At 39.0% G+C, this 14590-nt stretch carries 11 protein-coding genes, 1 tRNA gene and 3 pseudogenes; 5 read left to right on the top strand and 10 right to left on the bottom strand.

From position 1 onward, the window contains the following. Nucleotides 1–158: 158 nt before the first annotated feature. A complete protein-coding gene (locus MSVAZ_RS16720; RefSeq protein ID WP_157206120.1) occupies nucleotides 159–1709 on the bottom strand; it encodes a PKD domain-containing protein in 1551 nt (516 codons plus the stop codon). A gap of 1079 nt (nucleotides 1710–2788) precedes the next feature. Between MSVAZ_RS16720 and MSVAZ_RS16715 the strand changes: the two are divergent. Further along, nucleotides 2789–3277 (top strand): annotated as a pseudogene (locus tag MSVAZ_RS16715) (IS1 family transposase); the annotation flags it as partial. Between the two features lie 10 nt (nucleotides 3278–3287). Here MSVAZ_RS16715 and MSVAZ_RS21440 read toward each other — a convergent pair. The 7 genes and pseudogenes from MSVAZ_RS21440 to MSVAZ_RS19045 all read right to left on the bottom strand — a co-directional run bounded on the left by MSVAZ_RS21440 (nucleotide 3288) and on the right by MSVAZ_RS19045 (nucleotide 8460). Next, the gene (locus tag MSVAZ_RS21440) at nucleotides 3288–3431 is read right to left on the bottom strand and encodes a hypothetical protein (protein WP_232316315.1); all 144 of its coding nucleotides are present in this window, start codon (nucleotides 3429–3431) and stop codon (nucleotides 3288–3290) included. Nucleotides 3432–3443: 12 nt separating this feature from the next. After that, nucleotides 3444–3548, bottom strand: a pseudogene (locus MSVAZ_RS21630) (ADP-ribosylglycohydrolase family protein); the annotation flags it as partial. 46 nt (nucleotides 3549–3594) lie between these two features. Next, nucleotides 3595–4266, bottom strand: a pseudogene (locus tag MSVAZ_RS16710) (ADP-ribosylglycohydrolase family protein); the annotation flags it as partial. A 296-nt stretch (nucleotides 4267–4562) separates the two neighbouring features. Beyond that, a complete protein-coding gene (locus tag MSVAZ_RS19050; protein WP_232316141.1) occupies nucleotides 4563–5504 on the bottom strand; it encodes a DUF4474 domain-containing protein in 942 nt (313 codons plus the stop codon). A 467-nt stretch (nucleotides 5505–5971) separates the two neighbouring features. Next, complete coding sequence (locus tag MSVAZ_RS20635; protein WP_157206119.1) at nucleotides 5972–6142, bottom strand: hypothetical protein; 171 nt, start codon at nucleotides 6140–6142, stop codon at nucleotides 5972–5974. A 31-nt stretch (nucleotides 6143–6173) separates the two neighbouring features. After that, on the bottom strand, nucleotides 6174–7259 hold the full coding sequence (locus tag MSVAZ_RS16700; protein WP_198146760.1) for a metallophosphoesterase family protein: 1086 nt from the start codon (nucleotides 7257–7259) through the stop codon (nucleotides 6174–6176). 115 nt (nucleotides 7260–7374) lie between these two features. After that, complete coding sequence (locus tag MSVAZ_RS19045) at nucleotides 7375–8460, bottom strand: hypothetical protein (protein WP_052728020.1); 1086 nt, start codon at nucleotides 8458–8460, stop codon at nucleotides 7375–7377. Nucleotides 8461–8842: 382 nt separating this feature from the next. Between MSVAZ_RS19045 and MSVAZ_RS16690 the strand changes: the two genes are divergently transcribed. Beyond that, a complete protein-coding gene (locus MSVAZ_RS16690) occupies nucleotides 8843–9403 on the top strand; it encodes a hypothetical protein (protein ID WP_084626254.1) in 561 nt (186 codons plus the stop codon). Nucleotides 9404–9658: 255 nt separating this feature from the next. Here MSVAZ_RS16690 and MSVAZ_RS16685 read toward each other — a convergent pair. Then, nucleotides 9659–9733, bottom strand: a tRNA-Glu gene (locus MSVAZ_RS16685). 222 nt (nucleotides 9734–9955) lie between these two features. Continuing rightward, nucleotides 9956–11197, bottom strand: a complete 1242-nt coding sequence (locus tag MSVAZ_RS16680) for a proteasome-activating nucleotidase (RefSeq protein WP_048122809.1) — start codon at nucleotides 11195–11197, stop codon at nucleotides 9956–9958. Nucleotides 11198–12214: 1017 nt separating this feature from the next. Between MSVAZ_RS16680 and MSVAZ_RS16675 the strand changes: the two genes are divergently transcribed. From MSVAZ_RS16675 to MSVAZ_RS16665, 3 genes are all read left to right on the top strand, one after another. Continuing rightward, nucleotides 12215–12460: a TIGR00304 family membrane protein gene (locus MSVAZ_RS16675; RefSeq protein WP_048122807.1), complete on the top strand. Its 246-nt coding sequence runs from the start codon at nucleotides 12215–12217 to the stop codon at nucleotides 12458–12460. Beyond that, entirely contained in the window at nucleotides 12442–12822 is a 381-nt protein-coding gene (locus MSVAZ_RS19040) for a TIGR00304 family membrane protein (protein WP_052728019.1), read from the top strand. Before MSVAZ_RS16675 ends, MSVAZ_RS19040 begins: the two co-directional genes overlap by 19 nt. A 420-nt stretch (nucleotides 12823–13242) precedes the next feature. After that, a complete protein-coding gene (locus MSVAZ_RS16665; RefSeq protein ID WP_048122805.1) occupies nucleotides 13243–14517 on the top strand; it encodes an adenylosuccinate synthase in 1275 nt (424 codons plus the stop codon). The last annotated feature ends 73 nt before the right edge of the window (nucleotides 14518–14590 follow it).

The raw sequence follows: 14590 nt of genomic DNA, 5'->3' as shown, positions 1-14590 counted from the left end.
CTCTTGTTTTTATGTGTGGATATTTTCACAATGTGTTTATAAAAACCAATGCGATCTTGAATTGAAAGTCATCTTATCCATAGGAAATGACGAAGAGCCATTAATAATTTCTCCACTACCCTTTACTTGACTTTTTCAATTTAAGCGTTTATTTGCTTTCAGAATATTCCAGGTCTTGTATTTGTTGTCACTGTTATGTAATTTGTCTTCGTTATAGTACTGCTGCCTGCAGCGTTGGTTACTGTAAGTGTAACTTTATATTTTCCTTCCTGTAAATACTGATGTTCTGGATTCTGGGCTGTTGAAGTTTTTCCGTCTCCAAAACTCCATTTCCATGAAGTAGGCGATCCTATACTTTTGTCAGTAAATCTTACAGTCAACGGGACTTTTCCTGAATTTGGAGAGGCTGAAAACGCAGTAATCGGTTTTAAATAAACTGTTTTTACAGTTATATAGTTCTTTATTGTTTTCGTGTTTGTTCCAGCTTCATTCTTTACTGTTAAGCTGACCGTATATTTTCCTTCTTTATTATATACGTGTACAGTGTTTTGGAGTGTTGAAACATTTCCATCTCCAAAACTCCATTTCCATGAAATTGGTGTGCCTGTACTCTGATCCGTAAAACTGACTTTCAGAGGAGGGTTTCCTGAAGTTTGGGATGCAAAGAAAGCAGCAACAGGTGGGTTTTCGGTTTTTAGAGTCAGAATATATATACCGTTGTTTCCTTCCCTATCAGACCAAAAAGCAATTTTTTTGCCGTCTGGGCTCCATACCGGAAATGAATCCGACGCTGAATTTGACGTTAACTGCACTTTGTTTTTTCCATCAGCATTCATAACCCATATATCTTTACTTCCGGCTTTATCTGACACATACACAATTTTACTTCCATCAGGTGAAAACATAGGGGAATTATCATTTGCCAAATCTGATGTGAGTTGAGTTTTTCCGGTGCCGTCAGCTTTCATAGTATATATTTCCGAGTTTTCGTCTTCATAATATGACTCATTTTTCCCGGCATAGTATACTATTTTTGAACCATCTGGGGACCATATCTGTGACTGTTTGGACTGAGTTTGATGACTAATTAATCCCGGCCGGAAGCTGGTCAAATCTTTACCTACTTTTCCAATGTCAATATAGTAGTCTATGTCAGCTGGTCCATGTGCACAAATTGCTATTTTTGACGCATCGGGAGACAGGGCGATACTGTCAGCAATACCCATGTTCCCAAGGTTATGTTTATCAGATCCATCAGAATCCATTTCCCAATAGGAGCCCCCAATCTCTTCATAAATCTCAGAGTAGAGTATTTTTGAACCTGTAGGGAACCAGGTGTATATGTAATAATATCTGTACCAAATGGTATCAAGCAATTGGATTTTTTTTGTCCCGTCTGAATTCATTATCCATAAATCACTCCTGGGTCCCGCAGCGTCATCATATCTGTTTTCAATATATGAAATTTTATATCCATCTGGAGACCAAGCGTAATCGGATGTAAAATTCTTTCCCATTGTAGAGGTGAGTTTCTTTTCTCCTGTGCCATCTGAAAACACTTTATAAAGTCCGTATTCCCGTGAGAACAAAATTTCCTTCCCATCCGGTGACCAAACCGGATTTGAGTCGGACGTAACACTGGACGCTACTTTTGTTAACTTATCGGATTCTAGGTCATCAGCTACTGCTACGTTTGATATCATAATCATAAGAAATATAAAAACTATTGACAGATATATGACTCTTGGATTAATTTTCACGACATTCCCTCACTTTCACAAGTACAGATCTTCTTACTTTCATAAATCCCAGCCGGAGAATTCTGTCCTGCCAGCGAAAGATTACCTACCTTATCTTAGGTTCATAAAAATAACCAAGAGAACCTGCTGTGTTTCCAGGTTGTTTGTCAGGTTAAAGTCCGCTGAATAACAAGATTATTCATCTGTCTTCAGTTATGACAAAATATTGAAAGTGTTAACTTAATACAGCATTTTCTCTAAGCTAGAGATTGAAAACTCTGTATGTACCCTTATTTTGGTAACCATTTCAGAGCGGCCAGTTTCTTTACCTGAGTATGAATTATTCATCCCCCTTTTGCTAATGTGTGCTGTTTATGTAGCACTATATATTAAGCTATAAAATATACACCCTCAAATTCTCTTATATTTTTCTTATATATATATTTTCCTATAATTTTTTATATATTCACAGTTAACTCTCTTAAATTACATGCTGATATTTTATAATTGTACAAAACATACTTACATTTGTAAATATTTATAAAGAATAACTATGCCCTGACTCCCCCATAAATATACGTAACTGATTTTTTTTAAAGTAAAATTACTCCCCCTTCTCACAAATTTACTGATTTTTGCTTAGCTATATTTATAATTGACTGACTCTCTAACATTTCTCATAACCGCAATTAAAGTAGCTCTTAAATCTAGTCGAACAAACGAATCTGGTAATTTTTAATATTTATTAAATAATTATTGACTGTCCCTCTATAGAAACTTTGCTAAACAATAGGGGATTTCTTTTGAAACTGTGTGATTGTAGCTCAAGTGTTTATAACTATGGCACGGTTTGCATTATTTTAGTCAACTCCCACACTATAACTAATATCAAAAATATATATACTGATAATTTAATTCCTTTGCCTAATTGATACCAGAAAACGTCCATTTTTTCCAAAAAACTCACGTTCATGTTCCTCCTCTTTGTTAATATATAATGAACGTTTACATATAAAAAATATTAACATTGATGACATCTGTTATCGGAATGTAGGCTAATACTTGAGTTTGCAATAGGACCCAGAAAACAGTACGTTGCAGATAAGTTAGTTGAGTCAGTTAAAAAACATCTTTCTGATAAAACCCCTCTTTTTGTCACAGATGCACAGATAGTCAAAATAAGAATAAATGGGATACTTAAGAAAGTCGAGAAGAAGATTCTCTCTGGAAAAAACATTGAACAAAGCGAAATATCAACAACTTTACTTGAAACACAAAACCTGACTTTTAGGCAGGATAACAACAAATTTTCAAGAAAAACAATGGGGTCTTCAAAAGCGAAAGAATGGTTAGAGCATCAAATGAGGTTATATTGTACCCACTTTAACTTCTGTAGAGGTCATGGAGGATTAAAGTACAAAGATGAAAGAGGGGTTGAATGTAAAAATACACCTGCAAGAGAGGCAGGAATTGTGGACTCAAGATGGACTTTAAAGGAACTGCTAACATTCAGGTATTTTAAAACATCAATCGGATAAAAACTGACTATTATTTACTTCCTGAAAGCTGAAAATATTTTTCAAGCAGAGGCCCCACCATTTCCTCCAGTATTTCTTTTTCCTTAAGCGCTTCAATCCAGGAAATAGGCACTGCTTCAATCCCCAGTCTGGCTCCAAGAATGCCTCCTGCCACACTTGCAACCGAATCCGAATCTCCGGTTATATTCACTGCGGTCTGTATTACTTTTTTGTAATCGTTCGGATAACGCAATATGCAGAAAGTATGCCAGGGCAAAAGTTTCGTCTGCATACCAGCCTTGCCCGAGTTTCTTCAAACCGTCTTCGTTTCCAATATCGCTATAAGCCGTTCTATAGGAACTTTCCAGTGCCTGAGTAAATTCTTGAGAAATTCCCTGAGTTCCCTCAAGAAGCGGTTCAAACATTTCCGTGGGTTCCACCCCGTCAAGAGCCAATTTTACAGCGTATGCTCCTGCAACCGAGGCAGCATTTGCAGTTGGATGGGTGTGAGTAATTCTGCCGGAAATTGAAGCTGCTTTAATCAGTTTTTCAGGATCGTTCCGGAAGATAAAGCCAAGGATTCCAATCCGCATGAGGCTTCCGCATGTTTTTGAATTTAGTCTGGATTTGCTCCAGTGAATACCATCCCTCAGGTTCAGGGCTGCGCCTTTTGTGTTTGCTCCTGCACCCAGGTCAGGTTCGTCCAGCCATAGGACAAGCTCTTTTGCAATCTTATCCATAAGTTTGGGAAGTTCAAGTTATGCTCCTCGAAGCAGAGCCCTGGCAAGTACAAGCATCAACTGGGTATCATCAGTCCAGGGAGAATTGGGTGGGAGTTCAAGGATTCCGTTTTCTCCGTATTTCTCCTTTATTTGCTCAAGGGCCAGGTGTTCTACAGGACGACCGAGAGCATCAGCACAGACGGTGCCGAAAAGGTAGCCGCGAAGTTTTTTTTGAGATTTTGAATATCCCGCATATTTTCTGTACTCATGGTTTTTAATCCCGTGCATCTCTTGGTCGTGCATTATTAGTTGGTAGTTGATGTTATTTCCAAAACACTTTTAGTTGCGCATCATACATTTTTTGGCCTCTTTGTCATTCTTTATGGGATAAGATGATTTTCAATTCAAGACAGCATTGGTTTTTATGGTGATATTATGAGGATATCCACACAAAACAACGAAGAGCCATTTTTGTAATTCAGTAAGATTAATAGCATGCTTGATGCACAAAACATAAGGCATTTCCAGCACTGGAAAAAGTAATCAAGCAAACATCAACCGCATAATGATGGACGACCATAAGTTTAGGGTTGTAAAAATGGCTGATGAGCCGTTGAACGAGGTCTCTTAAAGGTGACTCTTACTGTATTGCCATAAACAAAGAAATCTGTGTTCCTTGAGTATCCTAACCTTTCTAAGCCATTTATAAATCCATCCGTCATCTCTTGATCCATAAATGCAATCTCTATGTTCATGATGAGATCATTATAACTGACAGAAACCGTATCTGGCGTCGGAAATTTAAAACCTGTTAACCACCAGTGCTTCTCAATCATATCTGTATCCGGATCGTCGCTGTTTCTACTGAAAAGTAAATCGTTATTGTCGTATAATTCAAATGACATCTGAAGCATTTCATCTTCACCGCACGCGCATCGCGTGTCTTTGTCTGAATCCAGGTTATTTATTGATCTGTCGATTACTTCTATGCCTGTGTCGATTTCGAATTCCCCTGTATACACTCCAATCTCGGCTCCAATAAAAATTCCATAGCGCCCTTTCCAGAACTCTATTTTCCAACTCTTTCCTCCTGCTTTGAAGCGGATAGGTTCGCAGTGGATAAACATTCCTGCCAATGGTGATGCTTCATCGTAAAGGTTAAGGTACCCAAAGTTTGCCTGCCATGGATCTACTTTGGAGTAGAATATATTCTGCTTATCGTCCCACAGAAAGCCTGCTAAAGAAATTAAATTAAGTATCTTTTCCCATACATTGAGATTGTAAAACAACTCTTTAATATCGAAGTTAAACAAATCCACAACATTAAAATCCCATCCCTGTTCAGTATGTGTTATCCATCTTATCTGGCCCGAATTATCCAGGATAACTAAATTACCGTCATCTTGAAGCACTAATTTTGAGTCAGGGCATCCTTGCGTCCCAGATTCCCAGTAAACATTGTCAGCAGGATCGCAAGCCTTCAGATTCCCGTCCTCTTTCATGACAATTCGATTAACTGGTTTCATTGATGTATTTGATGCCCATAATGCTTTATTGTTGTCAGTCCGATACAAGACAGCGTTTCCATCAGCCTGCATATTTAATTTTAAAAAATGGTTTTTTGAGACTAATTGGTCTCTTTGTTTAAGCTGTTGTTTGGACAACAGCACATTACGAATTCTATATTTACACGTAAATAGAGATCTCACTGACGAATGAGTTTGAAAAATAGGAACTTGACGAATACCTTCTGAGGGGTCAAATCTATTCCATTCTAAATACTCTCTTAAGCTAGTAAAAGACATATCAGCACCTTCCTCGAAGAAGCATCTTTATGAGATATTTTAATTATCAAGCTGTCTCAAAACTACAGTTAATTCTACAATCGGGATAATTTGTCCTACTTTAAGGCAAATATATGCCTGAATTTCAGAATAATTTCCGGTCTAATTTTAAAGTCAACAATGGCAATTATCCAATTATAGAAATTGATCTATTTTTGAGACAGCTTGTTATGCATCTTTTTGCTACCCAGGGGATTCTTTAGGCTCATCTTTGTTTCGTCAAATGGATGGACAGTCCAATCCATTTCCGCTCCGCGTATCATCATACGCTCCGTAGTCGAACTGTTAACTTCGTTTACATTTGCGTTAAGTACGCTCATTTCTCATAATTATGCGACCCCTTCCATTTATTTAGGACGGATTACCCCACGAGCGTTTGGGTTCAGATCCATCTGTCCTATAAACTAACCTTCTCAAAGATCCGAGATCAAGAACTGTTATTGGGTAGGGTGATCCTTCAGACACACATTCTAGATTCTCGCAATTAATTAATGGCGTTTTATTATTTTTCTCGTAACCTTCGAACTCGCTGTCTTGTAGCCATGGTCGCTGAAATACATTGTCTGGAGTTGTGTGGCCAAATAGTAGACAATCAATTTTATCACGACAATCAATTTTATCACAAATAATTTTCAAAAATTTACTGGAGTCTTTCAAACATATCTTTGAATCTGTAGCAAAAGGAGAATGATGAAGGCATACAATAATTTTTTTCCCTACTTTTCGCTGCTCTTGATATTCATCAATAAAGTGATTCAACTCGGATAATTGTGCATCTCCTAATTTCCCTTGAGCGAATATATCAGTAGTGATCTCATCGAGTTCTCCCTGCATGGAGTCTAACAATATTAATCGCCCACTGTCGAAATCCACAACATGTGGGTACTGGTTATAATGAGTGATATAATTGATGAATCTCTGTCGGCGTTCTTCTTTTGATGCGTTATCTGCAAGGAAAACATCTATTGGGCACTTAGCCCCTCGAGGGGCCAGACTACCAAAAATAGTATGTACACAGCAACCAAAGGGTAGGAGGGGTGAAGGGAGGGAGGGACACAAAGGGCAGAAGATAGCCTTTAATCCTTCATTTACTGCTGTATTCGCGACAATATTTCCTTCCTTGCAATAATCGTGGTTGCCAGGAACTGCATAGACTTCAAATCCGGCATCTTTCAGTCTCTGAACAAAAGTCTGAGCTATTTTATAATCGGCATCATCACCGCTATCAGTAAGATCTCCGGTGATAACAACCTTGTTCGTTCCAAAGCGAGACCTGTTCTCAATGATAAATGAAGCAATGGTATCACTCCTTACCTTACTATTCTGAGAATCAACATAAATAGGCTTATCGTTCCTGGAATTTAATGTGTGTGCAGAGCTAGTAAAGTGAAGATCAGAGATATGGATAATTTTTAATCCCGATATGAGATTTCTCAAACTAATTGTTCTCGTATTCATACTAGGAGCGCAACAAGACCGAACCCCTTGAGTTGGGTCAGTTTCCATTTGTATATATTGTCTCAAACTCAAGTCAGTCATTTTGACCAGTCCTTTATTGCAGAGCAACTAAAATCGGAATAAGTCCCTTTCCATCCTCCAATTCATGTAGAGCTTTCCCAATAACAGCACCAAATGCCTTAGTACGACTATCGGCTTTCATAGCGTGACCTATAGTAGATGATGTAGTCAGCAAATCACCAACCTCGACTGGACTGTGCTCTGCGTCTACTTTGCAATACACCTTACCAGTTAGGGCAATGGGTAAACGATTAGATCTCGCTTTTTGCCTGTCGAGCGTAATGCCTGGACGATAATCACCAGCCCCTGAAATCACCCCAGCCACCCTCCTATCGTAAGCTTGCTCACTTGCTCGTAAAGATCCATTATTATCGATGACCATTACGGTACCCGGTTCTATTGACTCTGCACCTACAATATCGAAATCCTCAGCACAGTCCGCACCGCCCGTAAGAAAGATGTCTCCCGTTACTTTAACATCCCCACTTACTTCTAGTTTAGCTGATGGGCTTGTCGTTCCGATACCTACATTGCCAGCAGCATCTATGATTAATCGGTCTACATTCTTGTTCGCATCGCAAATTTTAAATTGTCCAAAACCTGCATAGATTCCATATTTGATATCTTTATTTTTTAATTGAATCCCCGAACCCCATCCAGGACCATTAGAAGATAGCTTCAAAGCTACATCATTCGTACTTGCTTTATCAATATGAAGCCCAGCTTCAGGAGTTGTCGTTCCGATACCTACATTGCCAGCAGTATCTATCCTCATTCTTTCGACAATAGAGCCTGGACTCTTTCGGGTCTCAAATGTGATGCCGCAACTGCCGTCATTTGATCCAATAGTATACATTGCTGCAAAGATGTCCCATCTATCAGTAGGTACATTATCACCTTTGACTAGATTCTCACCTCTGATGACACCAATTTTCTTGGTTAAATTTTTTTCATTCAAAATCACATTTTCGGACATAAGGCGATAACGTTCTAAAAGTTCGTTGGTATGTTCTTGAATCTCTTCTGGAAGTTCTGCACTATGCTCAACTTTTCCAAGAGTATTAAAGTCTACACCTATTTTCCCAGTTTTTACTGTTGGGGGATATTGACTATCTGGCATATTTTTTCTCCATTATCTTAAAATTTTCAGACACTATCTTCTTTTTAGTAGCAGTCATACTATAATAACACTCTCTGCTTCTTGAATTTGGGATTCAGTATCATTGCAGAGACTGCAAGAAAGGAATAAAAATCAAGTACAATAAACACTATAGTTCAGTTTACATTTTAGGTAGTAGCAAGTTAATGATATTGATTTTTCAGTTCAACTGTATAAATTCCATAGGAATTTTTTGCGGTTAGCTAGGCTAAAATAGGATACTCATTTAAAAATAGGTTATCCAGATGGCATACGTTTAGTATGCGCATAATTCGGTTTGTATACGTATAGGAAAACTTTTGAATTAAAGAAGAGGTCTAAAAATGGGTGTAGTACTTTGAAAATGCATCGCATTTCTACAACTATCTCGCAGAAACACTGGGAATTGCTGAAAAAGCACACAGAAGAATTCGGAACACAGCAAAAAGTCTTAGAACTCGCGCTGGAAAGCCTAGAAAATGGCTCAAAACATAGTCCAGCGTTAACTGAGGAAGAAAGAACTTGGTTGACTCAAAGATCGATGAAAACGATATGTTCTAGCCTGAAAGATAGTATAAAAGTACTATTGGAAACTGTTAATATTGAGATGTTTAATGAGTACTTGAACAAGTATAAACCCCTAGAATACACAATGGAGTACTACTTTCAGAAGCCTCTTAAGGAAATTAGTCTAAAAGAACTCCTTGATGGAGTAGTTATTACGGGGGTTATGTCAAACTGGTTTGATACGATAGATTATACGGATGATGACAACCATTATACGATGCTAATTACTCATAGTTTGGGACTTAATAGTTCAAAGATAAACAAAATGGGAATTGAAAGCATGTTTGAAACTTATGGAGTCAGAGTCGAGAGCACAATTTCTGAAAAAACGATTTTCATGAAGATATATAAAAATTAATGATTAGTAACCTCACTTCATCTATCTCAAGTAATCCTTAATGATTTACTCTCATAACATTGTTTTCTGCTAAAATTAAACGCTTTCTTCCTATTACATATTTGGAATTTACATATTGAAGTATAAGATCAAATAGAATAGATAGAGTGTTTATAAATTTAGGTTCTTAGACTTTTAAGGATATAGCTATTGATTTTAAAGTTCAACTGCAGAAACCCTAAAATACAACATCAAAAAAATTGTAACAAAGAAAAGTGCTCCGATGGGGATTTGAACCCCAGTCGCAGGAGTGAGAGTCCTGAATGATTGGCCGAGCTACACTATCGGAGCAACTTGTTATCTTGCTATGCTTTACCTCTCAGGCAGCATATCTTCAAGTAATTTATAAAATATAAATCTTTCGTCTGAGTTTTAAAAAAATAGAGAAACTGCCGGAAGGATATTCTCCATCCGGCAAGCTTAAGAAAATATTCCTGAAAGCTTTCCTAAACTTAATAGTAATACGGTTGTAATCCGGTTCCAGTTTCTCAAGTTTTGGCTGTCAGGACAGCTTTATACGAACATAGCCTGGGGAATTGAGGGTTCTTCGGTATTTACGACCTTTTCGTGTGCTTTCAGGAAATCAGCCATGGTGATCTGTTTACCGCGCCTGCGGAGCACAAAAATTCCGGCTTCTTTGACGATAACGCTGATTTCTGCCCCGCTCATGCCTGTCATGACTTTTGCGAGTTTCTCAAAGTCCACATCATCTGCAAGGTTCATCTTGCGGGTGTGAATTTTAAGGATTTCAGTCCTTCCTTTCTCGTCAGGGAGTGGGACTTCTATAGACCGATCAAACCTGCCAGGCCTGAGGAGAGCAGGATCAAGCAGGTCAATCCTGTTGGTTGCAGCAACGACCTTTACATTGCCTTTCGGATCAAAACCGTCCATCTCTGCAAGGAGCTGAAGCATTGTCCTGTTGACTTCAGCCGAACCGCTGGTTCCGTCATAGGTCCTCATGCTGCCTACAGCATCTATTTCATCTATAAAGAGAATGCTTGGAGACTTATCCCGCGCAAGCTGGAAAATGTCTTTGACAAGCCTTGAACCTTCACCTACGAATTTCTGAACCAGGTCAGATCCCGACATTCGGATGAAGGTTGCTTTTGCATGAGAAGCTATAGCCTTTGCAATAAGGGTCTTGCCTGTGCCCGGGGCTCCGTGGAGCAGGACACCTGAAGGGGGTTCGATTCCGATGTCCTCGAAAAGTTGGGGCTCGGTAAGTGGCAGTTCAACGCTTTCCCGGACTTCCTGAAGCACTTCATCCAGCCCACCAATCATGCTGTAGTCCACCCCAGGAGAGTTAATGAGTTCCATTACCTGAGCCCGCACATCGGCAGCTCTGCTGACTACGGAAATAATTGAGTATGCTCCATTTACTGCAACTCTCATGCCGGGTTCAATCTTTCCAATACATTCTTCAGGGATCTGCGTAAGAACCTCCTGATTATTCCCATGCTGCCTTATAAGTGCGATTTCTCCATTTACCTCAAGAATAGTTGCAATAAAGAGAGGAGGCTCGGTAAGCTGTTCCAGATGAGCTTTCAATTTGTTGATTTCCTGAAGGTGCCTGCCTGTTGCCACACTTGCTTCCAGGAGCCGTGCCTTCATGTTCTCGTTCTGGACTCTCATTATTTCGATTTCGGTTAAGAGAGATTTCACATCTTCAGCATTGATCTTCCCGCTCTCAAGCTGGAACTCTACCCTTGTTTTGATATCTTCCAGAGAAGATCTTATTGCACTGTCTTCTGGCACTTGAAACCACCTTTTTTATCGCATGAAATTGAGTTTATACTGTCTATGATCTAAAGATTAGTTTTTATCTAAAGATTAGTTTTTATCTAAAGATTAGTTTATGATCTAAAGATTAGTTCACTCAGAAATTATTGATTTATAATAAATTGATTTGGAGGCAAACTGGCCTGCGGGACCTATAATACAGGTCCGTAACCAGTAAACCAGTCATGATCAGTTACCCGGTCAAGTTACCCATTTAAGCTTTAAGCGTTATTTTCCGGAGGTATTATTCTCCTATATAGTTTGTCTCTCAGGATGATCACATTTTGTCCTGGTTTTACAAGGAATAAAGCAGGAAATAAAGCCTGAGAAACGGGGAAATCATGAATTTTCTTCCTAATATCTCCCGTTATAGTATGACTCACAAAGATCAAAGGGTAAAATGACATTTAAAAGGTACTCTTACTTTTCACAGTGAATGTTAAAATGTTTGAAATTAAATATATGTATAAATATAAAATGGATATATATAAGTTACTGCAACTCCTGTGACTATTTTTATATCCCGACTACCTTTATAATATCCCAATTAAGGATCTATTCAGTTATTTGATTAAATTGCTTTCGGACACTCGCTTGAAATTTGTCAACATTTGTATTCCGTTCAGTCATCATATTTCTTTTTTCTATATTATACATGCCGTTGCATTCTCCAGATTCCAGCAAATTATTCCGGAAAAAAAACCAGACAGAAAATTTAGAAAAAACTGAGCTTTTAACTTACCTTTTCAATTAAGCTCTTAAACTTAACTCTTTAACTATTTTACTTATATATTTCTTTTAGCTCCGGCGTTAAATTTTTAATTAGTTTTAATCCTTACTGAAAAGGACAAAGAATATAACCATTTCCCGACTTGAGCGAAAAAACTTTCAGGAAAATGGTATCCCTTTTTGTAAGCCTTTAAGGCATAACAAACTACGGATGCAAAAAGTTAGAAAGATAGATTTAATAATAAAAGCATTATATCATTCGACATGCGTACATCTCAGGATTTTCTAAGAGTAGGCACAGCAGTCATATTTGTTGGTATTATTATATTATTGCTAGGTACAGTTCTTACTATTATACAGCATCCTGCAAACAGCCAGATGGGTGGACTTATAATGATCGGCCCAATCCCGATAGTTTTTGGCTCTTCTCCTGAAATAACAACAAATATGCTGGGAATTGGATTAATAATCTCAGTAATCTATCTATTCCTATGGAAAACGAAACGTTGACTGATGGAAGCATGCTTTTTTCTATTGGAATTATCACAATACTCATCGGATTTCTGCTAATTATGATCGGCGTAGCTTTAAGCATGTACCAGGAATCCAGATCGACGCAAAGCTACTCAAACAGAACAGACACATCCGGAATAGATTCACGCTTTGAGAGCACTTCAAACTCTGATAGCCCTCTCCATGAAAAGCCCTCCGAAAGAAAAGTCGAATCCGAAATCAAAACCGGAGGAGTAATCATGATCGGCCCGATCCCAATCATCTTCGGAAGCGACAAAGAAAGTGCAAAAACCGCCGCAATCCTTGCAATAATACTCATGCTTCTCAGCCTTCTGATCCTCAGATCCTCCTTTATTTAAATCCCATAATCGTCGTTCCTGCCAGGTTGAAATCAACTATTTTTGAAAAAGTTTGCATTGCGCCATTTGATCACACCGGATGAAGCTTTTGGTCAAGCTTTCCGCCATAACAGTTGCGATCAAAACATTTCAAAAAAAGTTTGCGGTCAGCCCTTCATTTAAAAAGCTTGCACCACCTGATCCAAAACGAAACTCAGGTAAATCACCTTCCTGAAGCGCGTTGATAATGCAGCCTCTCTTGCCATAAGTCGATCCTATTGGTTCAGCTCAGTATCTTCATTATCGTTCATCCCTCTTGAGCGAAGCGTAGCGTAGCGAAAAGGGCCCCGTCCTCCCGAGACGGAACTCGGGTGACGGAACTCGGGTGACGGAACTCGGGTAACAAAAAGTTATTAATAGTTAAGCCCGAATCAGAGCTTTATGTTTACGATAATCACAGGCTCGCAGTTCGGTGACGAGGGAAAAGGCAAAATTGTCGATCTTATTTCAAAGAATTTTGATATTGTTGCCCGCTTCCAGGGAGGGAACAACGCAGGCCATACAGTCAAGGTAGGAGATGAGGTTTACAAATTGCACCTGATTCCTTCAGGTATTCTGCTTGATTCCAGAGTTCTGATTGGGCCTGGGGTTGTCCTGAATCCTGAGGTTCTTGCCGAAGAAATCGAGATGTTTGAGAAACACGGCATAAAAGTAGATGCCGAAAAACTTGGGGTCGATGCAAAGACAAGCATAATCATGCCTTACCATATCGAAATGGATGGGCTAAGGGAAGCGTCAAGGAAAACGAAAATTGGAACCACAAAACGTGGAATAGGCTATGCTTATATCGATAAAGTGGCAAGAGACGAATTCCGTATGGCTGAGCTTGTGGACCGTAAGCGTTTTTTTGCAAGACTTGAGGAACTTGCTCCCCAGAAAGAAAAGGAAATAGCAGCACTTGGAGGAGATCCTAAAATCGTTAGAGACCCTGTGCTAATTGAAAGATATCTCGAGCTGGGAACGCAGTTTGCCACTTATGTAACAGATGTTTCCAGAGAAATCAACAAGGCTCTTGATGAAGGAAAACATGTAATGGCTGAGGCTGCTCAGGGTACACATCTCGATGTTATACATGGGACCCAGAAATTCGTAACTTCTTCTTCTACAATTGCAGGTTCTGCCTGTGCCAACCTCGGAGTTGGCCCTACAAGAGTAAATAACGTAATTGCTATAGTAAAAGCTTATATCACAAGAGTCGGTGAAGGCCCGCTTCCAACGGAACTGACAGGAGAACTCGGAGAAAGACTACAGAAAGCCGGAGGAGAATTCGGGACAACTACCGGTAGAGGCAGAAGATGTGGATGGTTCGATTTGCCTCTGCTGAAGAAAGCCATTGCTCTTAATGGATATACCGAGATTTCCCTGACCAAACTGGATGTACTCTCAGGCCTTAACCCAATCAGGATCTGCACCGGCTACACCTTCAAGGGAGAAAACCTTGACTATCCTCCTGAACTTACAGAAGATCTTGCTGAGTGTATGCCTATTTACGAAGACCTTCCTGGCTGGGAAACTGACCTCACCGAAGTAAAAGCCTTCGAGGAACTTCCGGAAAATGCCAGAAATTACGTCAATAGACTGGAAGAACTGATGAAAGTACCGATTAATTACATTTCAGTAGGTCCGGGCAGGGAACAGACCTTTAAAAAAGAGTAATGCAATTTATCAGGCTTGCAAGGGTAATTACTCAAAAAATGTGTATAGTAACTGTGATGGATATGTAACAATA

Source organism: Methanosarcina vacuolata Z-761 (assembly GCF_000969905.1).
Lineage (GTDB): Archaea > Halobacteriota > Methanosarcinia > Methanosarcinales > Methanosarcinaceae > Methanosarcina > Methanosarcina vacuolata.
This window is presented reverse-complemented; position numbering and strand designations above follow the sequence as displayed.